This window comes from Rhodovulum visakhapatnamense (assembly GCF_004365965.1).
GTDB lineage: Bacteria > Pseudomonadota > Alphaproteobacteria > Rhodobacterales > Rhodobacteraceae > Rhodovulum > Rhodovulum visakhapatnamense.
This window is the reverse complement of the sequence record NZ_SOEB01000010.1, coordinates 112,009-123,183: the sequence shown is the minus strand read 5'-3', so window position 1 is coordinate 123,183 and position 11,175 is coordinate 112,009. Positions and strand designations below refer to the sequence as shown.

General features: G+C 67.2%; 12 protein-coding genes. 10 read left to right on the top strand and 2 right to left on the bottom strand.

The window, feature by feature from the left end:
* Position 1: 1 nt before the first annotated feature.
* Both EV657_RS11005 and EV657_RS11000 read right to left on the bottom strand, forming a co-directional pair.
* Positions 2-661 carry a ChrR family anti-sigma-E factor gene (locus EV657_RS11005; RefSeq protein ID WP_113669169.1) on the bottom strand — a complete coding sequence of 220 codons (660 nt, stop codon included), beginning with the start codon at positions 659-661 and terminating at the stop codon, positions 2-4.
* 16 nt (positions 662-677) lie between these two features.
* Positions 678-1,331, bottom strand: a complete 654-nt coding sequence (locus EV657_RS11000) for a sigma-70 family RNA polymerase sigma factor (protein ID WP_081381977.1) — start codon at positions 1,329-1,331, stop codon at positions 678-680.
* A gap of 166 nt (positions 1,332-1,497) precedes the next feature.
* On the opposite strand from EV657_RS11000, the gene EV657_RS10995 reads away from it, so the two are divergent.
* The 10 genes from EV657_RS10995 to EV657_RS10950 all read left to right on the top strand — a co-directional run bounded on the left by EV657_RS10995 (position 1,498) and on the right by EV657_RS10950 (position 11,174).
* A complete protein-coding gene (locus tag EV657_RS10995; protein ID WP_134077894.1) occupies positions 1,498-2,793 on the top strand; it encodes an NAD(P)/FAD-dependent oxidoreductase in 1,296 nt (431 codons plus the stop codon).
* Positions 2,790-3,554: a DUF1365 domain-containing protein gene (locus EV657_RS10990; protein ID WP_075783844.1), complete on the top strand. Its 765-nt coding sequence runs from the start codon at positions 2,790-2,792 to the stop codon at positions 3,552-3,554. The genes EV657_RS10995 and EV657_RS10990 overlap by 4 nt, the downstream gene beginning before the upstream one ends.
* Positions 3,554-4,789 (top strand): MFS transporter, encoded by a 1,236-nt coding sequence (locus tag EV657_RS10985; RefSeq protein WP_134077893.1) that lies wholly within the window; start codon positions 3,554-3,556, stop codon positions 4,787-4,789. Before EV657_RS10990 ends, EV657_RS10985 begins: the two co-directional genes overlap by 1 nt.
* A complete protein-coding gene (locus tag EV657_RS10980) occupies positions 4,786-5,340 on the top strand; it encodes a DUF3833 family protein (RefSeq protein ID WP_113669164.1) in 555 nt (184 codons plus the stop codon). Before EV657_RS10985 ends, EV657_RS10980 begins: the two co-directional genes overlap by 4 nt.
* Complete coding sequence (locus tag EV657_RS10975; RefSeq protein WP_243627815.1) at positions 5,337-6,080, top strand: SDR family NAD(P)-dependent oxidoreductase; 744 nt, start codon at positions 5,337-5,339, stop codon at positions 6,078-6,080. The genes EV657_RS10980 and EV657_RS10975 overlap by 4 nt, the downstream gene beginning before the upstream one ends.
* Before the next feature lie 68 nt (positions 6,081-6,148).
* Entirely contained in the window at positions 6,149-6,481 is a 333-nt protein-coding gene (locus EV657_RS10970) for a DUF3775 domain-containing protein (protein ID WP_075783848.1), read from the top strand.
* A gap of 362 nt (positions 6,482-6,843) precedes the next feature.
* Positions 6,844-9,009, top strand: coding sequence for an AMP-binding protein (locus EV657_RS10965; RefSeq protein ID WP_134077892.1), 2,166 nt, complete (start codon positions 6,844-6,846; stop codon positions 9,007-9,009).
* Positions 9,006-9,359 (top strand): hypothetical protein, encoded by a 354-nt coding sequence (locus tag EV657_RS10960; RefSeq protein WP_134077891.1) that lies wholly within the window; start codon positions 9,006-9,008, stop codon positions 9,357-9,359. Before EV657_RS10965 ends, EV657_RS10960 begins: the two co-directional genes overlap by 4 nt.
* Positions 9,360-9,364: 5 nt before the next feature.
* Positions 9,365-10,189 carry an ABC transporter ATP-binding protein gene (locus EV657_RS10955; protein ID WP_113669232.1) on the top strand — a complete coding sequence of 275 codons (825 nt, stop codon included), beginning with the start codon at positions 9,365-9,367 and terminating at the stop codon, positions 10,187-10,189.
* A complete protein-coding gene (locus tag EV657_RS10950; RefSeq protein ID WP_113669161.1) occupies positions 10,182-11,174 on the top strand; it encodes a branched-chain amino acid ABC transporter permease in 993 nt (330 codons plus the stop codon). The genes EV657_RS10955 and EV657_RS10950 overlap by 8 nt, the downstream gene beginning before the upstream one ends.
* The last annotated feature ends 1 nt before the right edge of the window (position 11,175 follow it).

Genomic DNA, 11,175 nt, shown 5'->3' with positions numbered 1-11,175 from the left:
ATCAGATCCCGATGAAGGGCTGCGCCAGACGCGGCAGCAGGCCGTGGAATTTCAGCGGCGCGTCGGTCGCGGCCAGACAGATGCAGTCGGGGCCGGGGGCGGCAACCGGGGTGTGGTCAAGGTCTTCGCCCGCAACCTCGACATCGCCGCGCCCGTAGCGGCCGCCCGCATCCTCGAAGGCGCCCTGCAGCACCAGTGTCAGTTCCATCCCGCCATGGCCGTGATCGGGCATCGCCATGCCCGCGGGGATATACAGCAGCCGCACGGTCGCGTCCCGGGCGGTGGGCAGCACCGCCTGCCGCACCCCGCCGCCCAGCGCGCGCCATTGAACCGCATCCGCATCGCCGCCCACATAGTCGCGCAGCGGCATCGGAAAGACGCCACCCTCGGCGGGCGCGGGCGCGTCGATGCGGTCGTCCTCGGGCATGGCCGCGATCAGCCGGAGCGTCGCGGCAAGGCTGTCCTCGGCCATGGCAACGGACGGGTCCGAATCCTCGAGCACCGCGCCGCCCACCGCCTCGTATCCGGCCAGCCGGGCCCGGCACTCGTCGCACAGCGATACATGGGTCGCGACGACCAGCCCGAAGGCCTCGGGCAGGCTGCCCGAAGCATGGGCCATCAGGATATCGTCGGTCAGGTGGTGGGTGATGGGCGTCGTCATGGGTCCGGTCGCATCCTCATGTCATCTCCTGGCGCAGGCGATCCAGCGCCAGCCGTATCCTCGATTTGATCGTGCCAAGCGGCAGGCCGGTCTCGGCTGCGATCTCGCGATGCGAGAGTTCGCCGAAATAGGCCCGTTCGATCAGCACCCTCTGGGCCTCGGGCAACGCCTGAAGCGCGCGCCCGAGCTGTTCGCTTTCCTGTTGCAGCGCCAGCGTCTCGGTCTGGTCGGGCTCGTGTTCCGGGCCCCAGGGCAGATCCTCGGGTTCGGGATGCCGCTGCTTGCGCAGCGCGTCGATCCGCCGGTTGCGGGCGATGGTGAAGATCCATGTCGCCACGCTGGCCCGTTCCGGGTCGAACAGATGCGCCTTGCGCCAGACCGTCGCCATCACCTCCTGCGCACATTCTTCCGCCAGGGCCGCATCGGCCCCGGATTTCATCAAAAACGCCTTCACCCGGGGGGCGAAATGCGCGAACAGCCGGGCAAAAGCGGTCTGGTCCCGCTCGTCCCGGATGCGCGTCACGCACGTCACCCATCTGGTGTCGGCCGTCTGTCTTTCACTCACGACGTCAGCCTCGGTCCTGCGCAGAAATGGTTCATTTCTCCCAAGATAGGGCGGCGCCCTCCTGGCTTCATCCCCAAACTGGCTGGCCTGCAAGCCGTGCATCATGGTCGTGTTACGCAGCAGACGCCGATCCGGATCACCGCGATGCCGAAAAAAACGCCAGCCTGCCGCCGGAACGGGACGGAACGGTGCGGGACAAAGGCGCCCAGGTTCTGGACAGACGCCCCCGAAGGCCCATATCCGAGCACGGGGCAGACAGGAGCATAACGCAATGGCAATCGACACCGCCGCAGGGCATCGCCGGCGCATCGCCGTGATCGGGGGCGGCATCTCGGGGCTTGGCGCGGCGCATCTGCTGGCCGAAAGCGCCCGGGTGACGCTGTTCGAGGCCGAGGGGCGACTGGGCGGGCATGCCCGCACGGTGCTGGCGGGCCGACAGGGCGACCGGGCGGTGGATACCGGCTTTATCGTGTTCAACCGGGTGAACTACCCGCATATGGTGCGGCTGTTCGAAAAGCTCGGCGTGCCGGTGGCGAAATCCGACATGAGCTTCGGCGCCTCTTTCGATGGCGGGGCCTTCGAATACGGGCTGAGAAACCTCCGCGCGGTCTTCGCCCAGCCCGCGAACGCGCTGAACCCGCGCTTCTGGGGCATGCTGCGCGATGTCACCCGCTTCAATGCCCGCGCACGGGACGAGGCCCGCGATCCGTCGGTTTCCCTGGGCGATTTCCTGGCTGCGCTCGGGACCGGCGACTGGTTCCGCGACCGCTATCTGCTGCCCCTTTCGGGTGCGATCTGGTCGACGCCAAGCCAGGGCATCCTCGATTTCCCGGCCCAGGCCCTGGTCAACTTCTTCGACAATCACGCGCTTCTGAGCACCTCGGGCCAGCATCAGTGGTACACGGTCGCGGGCGGGTCGGTCGAATATGTGCGCAGGCTCGAGGCCGCGCTGGCCGCCCAGGGCGTCGAGATCCGCAAGGCCGCGCCGGTCGCGGCGGTGCGCCGCGATGCCGAGGGCGCCGAGATCCGCGCCCAGGGCGGCGCGTGGGAGCGGTTCGACGAGGTGGTCTTTGCGACCCATTCCGATGACAGCCTGGCGATGCTGGCCGATGCTGCGCCCGAGGAACGCGCGGCGCTGGGGGCCGTGCGCTATCAGCCGAACGAGGCGGTGCTGCATGCCGACCTTTCCGTGATGCCCAAACGCCGCGCGGTCTGGTCGAGCTGGAACTACGCCGAGGACTCCGGCGCCCGGGCCGAGCGGATCGACCTGACCTACTGGATGAACTCGCTGCAGCCGATCCCCGAGGACGATCCGCTTTTCGTCACGCTGAACAGTCGGCGGCCGATCCGGGACGACTTGATTTATGACACGGTCACCTTCCGGCATCCGGTCTATGACCGGGGGGCGCTCGAGGCGCAGCAGACGGTGCGGCGGATGAACGGCACCAACCGCACCTGGTTCTGCGGCGCCTGGATGCGCAACGGGTTTCACGAGGACGGGCTGGCAAGCGGCATCGAGGTGGCAGAGGCCATTCTGCGCGGGCGGCCCGAGGCGGTGGCGGCATGACAGCGGTTGTAGAGCATATCCGGGGCAAGACCTTTCACGAGCGGCGCGGCCAGGTCGGGCACAAGCTGTCGCATACGGTCGATTACGTCCTCTTCGACGCCGAGGCGCCGGAGCTGACGGCGCCGCGCTGGTTCGGGCGCGAGCCGGGCAAGTCGATGGCGGTGCTCGACAGCGATCACGGCGGACCCAAGGGCCAGGGCCGGGGCGCCGCCTGGGTGCGCGAGGTGCTGAAGGCACGCGACCTTTTCGCGATCCGCGGCAAGATCGAGCTGATGACCCTGCCGCGCGTGCTGGGGCACGAATTCAACCCGGTCAGCTTCTGGCTGTGCCATGACAAGGAAGACCAGCTGCGCGCGGTGATCGCCGAGGTCAACAACACCTTCGGCGACCGGCATTGCTATCTGTGCTGCCATCCCGACCAGCGCCCGATCGAACCCACCGACATCCTGACCGCGACCAAGATCTTCCATGTCTCGCCGTTCCAGCCGATTTCGGGCGGCTATCGGTTCCGCTTCGACATCCGGCCTGACAAGGTCGGGATCTGGATCGACTTTTCCGCCGGGGGCGAGGAAGGACTTTACGCCACCCTGACCGGGCCGCGTCGGCCGCTGAGCACCTGGGCCATCCTCAAAAGCGCCCTGCGGCGGCCCTTCGGGTCGCGCCGGGTGATCGTGCTGATCTACTGGCATGCGCTGCGGCTGGCGTTGAAGGGCGCGAAATACCGGACCCGGCCCAAGCCGCCGTCCGAAGAGCTGACCTGATGCGGGCAGCCCCCCTGCCGGGCTACGCGCTTTTCGCGGCGATGCTGGCGGGGGCCGGGCTGCCCATCTACATCCACGCGCCCAAGGTCTATGTCGACCAGTACGGCGTCGGCCTTGCCGCGCTGGGCGCGGTGCTGTTCGGGCTGCGGCTGCTGGACGTGGTGCAGGACCCGGTGCTGGGCTGGCTGTCCGAACGGCTGCACCGCTGGCGACCCGCCGCGGTGGCGGGGGCGGTCGTTCTGCTGGCGGCCTCGATGGCAGGGCTTTTCGCGGTGACGCCGCCGGTCGCGCCGCTTTTGTGGTTCGCGCTGACCCTGACCGGGCTGTTTACCGCCTTCAGCTTCCTGACCATCACCTTCTATGCCCAGGGCGTGGCCCGGGCGGGCCGGATGGGGCCGGGCGGGCATGTGCGGCTGGCCGCCTGGCGCGAGACCGGGGCGCTTCTGGGGGTCTCGGCAGCGGCGGTCGCGCCGACGCTGCTGATGGGGGTGACCGACGCGCCCTTCGCGGCCTTTGCCGCCGGTTTCGCCGTGCTGGCGGCGATCGCGGCGGTGGCGATGCGGCGCGACTGGACCCTGCCCGCGGCCCCCGGGCACTCGGACTGGCGCAGGGTTCTGGCCGATCCGGTCGCGCGGCGGCTGCTGCTTCTGGCGCTGGTGAACGCGACACCGGTCGCGGTGACCTCGACGCTGTTTCTCTTCTTCGTCGAAAGTCGGCTCGAGGCTCCGGGGCTCGAGGGACCCTTGCTGCTGCTGTTCTTCCTGTCGGCGGCCGCCTCGGCCCCTTTCTGGGGACTGGCCGCGCGCCGGGTCGGGGAAAAGCCCGCGCTTCTGGCGGGCATGGGCCTGTCGATCCTGGCCTTCGGCTTCGCCACGCTGCTGGGTCCGGGCGACACCCTGCCCTTCGCCGCGATCTGCCTGGCCTCGGGCGCGGCGCTCGGGGCCGACATGACGCTTCTGCCCGCGATCTTCGCCGCCCGGATGGCACGGATCGCGCCCAATGCCGGGCAGGCCTTCGGGCTTTGGTCCTTCGTGTCGAAATTCACCCTCGCGCTTGCGGCGGTGGCGCTGTTGCCGCTTCTGCAGGGGGCGGGGTTCCAGCCCGGAGAGGCCACCTCTCCGGCGCGGGCGCTGGTGGTTCTGAGCCTGCTTTACGCGGCCCTGCCCTGCGCCCTCAAACTCGTGGCGGTCGCGCTTCTGGTCGCGACCCCGCTCAACAGGGAGACGATCGGATGATCGCATTCGTCCTGGGGCTGGCGGTGGCGCTGGCCCTTGTCGCGCTCAAGACCCGCTATCTGGGCTTCGAGGCGCAGACCCCCGCAGATTACGACGGCAAGGGACCCGCCTTCGACCTGCGCCGCCATCTTGACGGCCCCATTCTTTGCGAGGGCGTGATCTACGGCCCGACCGGCCGCGTGGTGTCGCGCTTTACCGGGGATTTTCTGGCCCGATGGGACGGCAATACCGGAACGATGGCCGAGGAATTCCGTTATGACAGCGGTGCTACCCAAAGTCGCAGATGGACCTTCCGCCTTGAAAACGATGGGTCGATTACGGCCGATGCTCCGGATCTTGTCGGCTCCGGGCATGGCATGCAGAGGGGATCGGGGGTAAACCTCCGCTACCGCATCCGGCTGCCCGAGGATTCGGGCGGGCATGTGCTGGCGGTGACCGACTGGATGTATCTGATGGAAAACGGGGCGATCGTTAATCGCAGCCAGTTCCGCAAGTTCGGCTTTTTGGTCGCCGAGCTGGTGGCGACGATGCGCCCGAAGGAGGCCGCGTGACGACGGACTGGATCGGAAAACGCTACTGGATCATCGGGGCGAGCGAGGGCATCGGCCGCGCTCTGGCGGAACGGCTGGGGGCGCTCGGGGTCAACCTCGTGCTCAGCGCCCGCAGCACGGACCGGCTGGACGAGCTGGCAGCATCGCTGCCGCGCAAGGCCGATGTGGTCCCGGTGGACGTCACCGACGCGGCCTCGGTCAAGGCCGCGGTCGAAGCGGTCGGCGAGATCGACGGAATGATCTATGTGTCGGGCACCTACTGGCCGATGACGGCGCAGGACTGGAATGCCGAGCAGGTCGAGACCATGATCGACGTCAACCTGACGGGCGCCGCGCGCGTGCTGGGCCATGTCGTGCCCTGGTTCGTGGCCCGCGACCGCGGCCATATCGTGCTGACCGGCAGCCTTGCGGGCTATCGCGGGCTGCCGGGGGCCATCGGCTATGGCGCGTCCAAGGCCGGGCTGATGTCGCTGGGCGAAAGCCTGCAGGCCGATCTGCGCGGCACCGGCGTCAAGGTCCAGATCGCGAGCCCGGGCTTCGTCAAGACCCGGCTGACCGAAAAGAACGACTTCACGATGCCGTTCATCATGACGCCGGAAGAGGCCGCGCATGAATATGTCGAGCTGATGATGTCGGACGCGATGTCGCGCAGCTTCCCGACGCTGTTCTCGTGGATTCTGCGGCTGACCCAGCTGCTGCCCGACTGGATTTATTTCCCGCTTTTTGCACGCAAGGGCTGACGCTTGCCCTTGCCTCCGCGACGGGCGCAGGCGACACTGTGCGCCCGTGCCGGAGGAGAAGACGACCCATGGAAGAGCTCTTGGAAATCAGCCCCAGCAAGGTGGTGCAGGTGATCTTTCAGGCCCGCGAGAAACGCCTGGGCGAGGCCGAGCTGCGCGGCTTCATCGCGGCGATGAACGAGGACGAAAAGGCAAGCCTTGTGGCGCTGACCTGGATCGGCCGCGAAACCTTCGACGCGGACGAGCTGGAAGAGGCGATCGAGACCGCCAAGGCCGAGGCGACCACGCCGACCGAGGACTATCTCGTGAACATGCCGCTTTTTGCCGACTATCTCGAAGCCGGGCTTGAAGCCATCGGGATCAGCCCGGCCGATGTCGAAGAGGATTTCTTCGACCGCTAGGCACCGGCCCGGCACCGCGTCTTCAGCACTGGTGCACCGCACCCGCCCGGGCGGGCCATCCTCCCGTTACGGAAAGCAAAATTTCCCACCCCTGCCCGCCTCGCGCAATTATCCAACCTTTCCCTTGACCCGGGTTTGGGCTTGCGCAAATCTGCCATCAACGCCCGGATGTGGAGGGGGGCCCAACGGGGCCTTATGTCCGGGCGCGATGAGGAAACCATGCGCAGGAACGCAGTCGATGCGGCCGGACCATCCGGCCTCGTCGCTGCGGCCCGCTCGGTCGGGGCGCGCAGGCCGGACCCGGACAGACCCGCGGGCAACGCGGGCAGGTCCGGGGTCTGGCGAAGGGGGGAGGACGACCTTTGGCGGCACCTGGCGCGTCTGCGCACGATCCCTGTTCAATTCCGGCGCTGCTGGCGCGCAACGTCGCGCTTTACGGCGACCGCCCGGCCTATCGCGAGAAGGAATTCGGGATCTGGCAGGCCTGGACCTGGGCCGAGGCGGCGGACGAGATCCGCGCCATGGCGCTGGGCTTTCTGGCGCTGGGGATGGCGCGGGGCGACCATGTCGCCGTGATCGGCCGCAACCGGCCCGCGCATTACTGGGCGATGGTGGCCGCCCAGATGTGCGGCGCGGTGCCGGTGCCACTGTATCAGGACGCGGTGGCCGAAGAGATGGCCTATGTGCTGGACCATTGCGGCGCCCGCTTCGTCGTGTGCGGCGATCAGGAACAGGTCGACAAGGTCATCGAGATCCGCGACCGCGCGCCCGGCGTCGAGCATGTGCTTTACAACGACAAGCGCGGCATGCGGAAATACGACCACAGCCATCTGAACTGGCTGCACGATATCGGCGACGAGGGCCGCGCGGCGCATCGTCGGCTGGAACCCGAGCTTGACGCGCGCATCGCCGAGCAGACCTGGGACACGACGTGCGTCATGCTTTACACCTCGGGCACCACCGGCAAGCCCAAGGGCGTGGTGCTGTCGAACCGCAACATCATCGAGACCGCGAAGGCCTCGGTCGCCTTCGACCATCTGGGTCAGGACGAGGAGGTTCTGGCCTATCTGCCGATGGCCTGGGTCGGCGATTTCATCTTCTCCATCGGTCAGGCCATGGTCGCGGGTTTCTGCGTCAACTGCCCCGAAAGCCCCGACACGATGATGACCGACCTGCGCGAGATCGGGCCCACCTATTTCTTCGCGCCGCCCCGGATCTTCGAGACCATGCTGACCAGCGTGATGATCCGGATGGAGGATGCGGGCGATCTGAAGCACGCGCTGTTCAGGCATTTCATGGACTTCGCCAAGGGCACCGGCGAACGCTTCGGGATGCCGCGCTATCGCCGCAAGCAGTCGCGCCCGACGCTGAGGCGCCGGGTGCGCTGGGTCTACCGCTATGCGATGGGCATCGGATTCGCGATCGAGACCCTGGCCGAGAACGCGGTGCGCGGCTTCTTCGTGCGGCTGCGCCACCCGCTGGAGGCGCGAAAGCACTACCAAGCGCGGGGGCCATTGCTGAACCTTTATCCCAAGCCGCTGCGCGACTATTTCGACTACCGCACCGGCGAGGTGCTGATCTACGGGCCGCTCAAGAACACGCTGGGCCTGTCGCGCATCCGGGTGGCCTATACGGCGGGCGAGGCCATCGGCCCCGAGATCTTCGACTTCTACCGCTCGCTCGGGATCAACCTGAAACAGCTGTACGGCCAGACCGAGGCCTCGGTCTTCATCACCCAGCAGCCCGACGGGCAGGTCCGGTCCGACACGGTCGGCGTACCGAGTCCCGGGGTCGAGGTGAAGATCGGCGAGAGCGGCGAGGTCTTCTATCGCAGCCCCGGCACCTTCGTCGAATATTACAAGAACCCCGAAAGCACCGCCTCGACCAAGGATGCCGAGGGCTGGGTCGCAACCGGCGATGCCGGTTTCTTCGAAGAGGCCAGCGGCCATCTCAGGATCATCGACCGCGCGAAGGATGTGGGCCGGATGGCCGATGGCGCGCTCTTCGCGCCCAAATATGTCGAGAACAAGCTGAAGTTCTTCCCCGACATCCTCGAGGCGGTGGTGTTCGGCGCCGGGCGCGAGATGTGCACCGCCTTCATCAACATCGACCTCACCGCGGTCGGCAACTGGGCCGAGCGCAACAACATCGCCTATGCGTCCTATCAGGAACTCGCGGGCCACCCCCGCGTCCTTGAGACGATCAAGTCGCATGTCGAGGAGGTCAACCGCTCGCTCGCCGGGGACGAGATGCTGTCGGGCTGTCAGGTCCGCCGGTTTCTGGTGCTGCACAAGGAGCTTGACGCCGATGACGGCGAGCTGACCCGCACCCGCAAGGTCCGCCGCCGCATCATCGAGGAAAAATTCGCCGATCTGGTGGCCGCGCTCTATGACGGCTCGGCCGAGAAATACACCGAAACCGAGGTGACCTACGAGGACGGGCGCAAGGGGCGCATCCGGGCCACGCTCAAGATCCGGGACGCGCGCAGCTTCCCGGCAGAATTCCCGAGGAAGGTGGCCGCGGAATGACCGAGAACCGACCTACGATCCCGATGCCCTCGCTCGACTGGCAGATCCCGTTCGGACGGGCCCAGAAGGACGTGCTCTGGGCAAGCTTCGCCCTGCTGACCGCGATGGTGGCCCTCGGCGCCGGTTTCTGGGCCCTGGCCGCGGTCTTTTCGCTGGCGCTGGCGGTCTTCGCCCAGATCCGGGTGCCGCAGGAACCGCCGACGCCCGAAGGCGGCCGCCTCGCGCCGCTGTCGCATGCGCTGCGCTACGGGCTGGCCAATCTCGTGACCATGGTCTTCGTCTACGGCGCCGCCACCGTGCTGGGTTCGGGCGTCCGCATGGCGATGGCGAAACTCCTGGCGGCGATATGAACCGGATGGTGCCTCCGCCCCCCACCCCGTCGCATGTGACCGAGGATGGCCGCGCCATCGGCCCGGTGCTGATGGAGCTGAGAAACATCACGCTCCGCTTCGGGGGCGTGGTCGCGATCAAGGACATCTCCTTCGATATCCGCGAGGGCGAGATCCGCGCCATCATCGGCCCGAACGGCGCGGGCAAGTCCTCGATGCTGAACGTGATTTCGGGCTTCTACCGGCCAACCGAGGGCGAGGTCTGGTTCGAGGGCGCGCGGCGTCCGCCAATGCGCCCCTACAAGGTCGCGCGGCAGGGGATCGCCCGGACCTTCCAGAACATCGCGCTCTTTTCCGGCATGTCGACGCTCGACAACATCATGACCGGGCGTATCACCCGGATGAGATCCTCGCTGCTGTCCCAGGCGCTGTGGTGGGGTCCGGCCGAGCGCGAGGAAAGCGCGCACCGCGAGGCGGTCGAGAAGATCATCGACTTCCTCGAGATCCAGCATATCCGCAAGACCCCGGTGGGCCGTCTGCCCTACGGCTTGCAGAAGCGGGTGGAACTGGGCCGGGCTCTGGCGGCCGAGCCGCGGCTCTTGCTGCTGGATGAACCCATGGCCGGGATGAATGTCGAGGAGAAGGAGGACATGTCGCGCTTCATCCTCGATGTGAACGACGAATTCGGCACCACCATCGTGCTGATCGAGCATGACATGGGCGTGGTCATGGACCTGTCCGACCGGGTGGTGGTGATGGATTACGGCCGCAAGATCGGCGACGGCCCGCCCGAGGAGGTGCGCGCCAGCAAGGACGTGATCGACGCCTATCTGGGGGTGGCCCATGACTGATCTGCTTTACGCTGTCGAGGTGATGATCAACGGGCTGATGGCGGGCGTGCTGTACGCGCTGGTGGCGCTGGGCTTCGTCCTGATCTTCAAGGCCTCGGGCATCTTCAACTACGCGCAAGGGGTGCTGGCGCTGTTCGCGGCGCTGACGCTCGTGGGGTTGCAGGAGGGACAGGTGCCCTTCGCCCATCTGATCAACGCGGCGCTCGGCACCGATCTGCATCATTTCGGCTGGCAGCTTCCGGCGGTGGTGGCGATCGTGCTGACGGTGGGGGTGATGGTGCTGCTGGCCATCGCCATCGAGCGGCTGATCCTCAAGCATCTGGTCAACCAGGCGCCGATCATCCTGTTCATGGCGACCATCGGGCTGGCCTATTTCCTTGAAGGGTTCGGCGACATCATGTGGGGCGCCGACATCAAGACGCTGGATGTGGGGCTGCCACAGGGCGGCAGCGCCTGGCTTGAACAGGCCACCGCGGGCTGGGGCAGCGACGAGTTCTACGGCTTCTTCATCGACAGGCTCGACATCGTGGCGACGCTGGTCGCGGCGGTTCTGGTGATCTCGCTGACCCTGTTCTCGCAGTTTTCCAAGCAGGGCCGGGCGCTGCGGGCGGTGGCCGACGATCATCAGGCGGCGCTGTCGGTCGGCATCTCGCTGCGCTTCATCTGGGTGCTGGTCTGGTCCATCGCGGGCATCGTCGCGCTGGTCGCGGGCATCATGTGGGGCGCCAAGTCCGGTGTACAGTTCAGCCTGTCGCTGATCGCGCTGAAGGCGTTGCCGGTGCTGATGCTGGGCGGTTTCACCTCGATCCCGGGCGCCATCGTCGGCGGGCTGATCATCGGGGTCGGCGAGAAGCTGTTCGAATTCACGGTCGGCCCGATGATCGGCGGCGCGACCGAGAACTGGTTCGCCTATGTGCTGGCGCTAGTCTTTCTGGTGTTCAGGCCGCAGGGCCTGTTCGGAGAGAGGATCATCGAAAGGGTCTGAC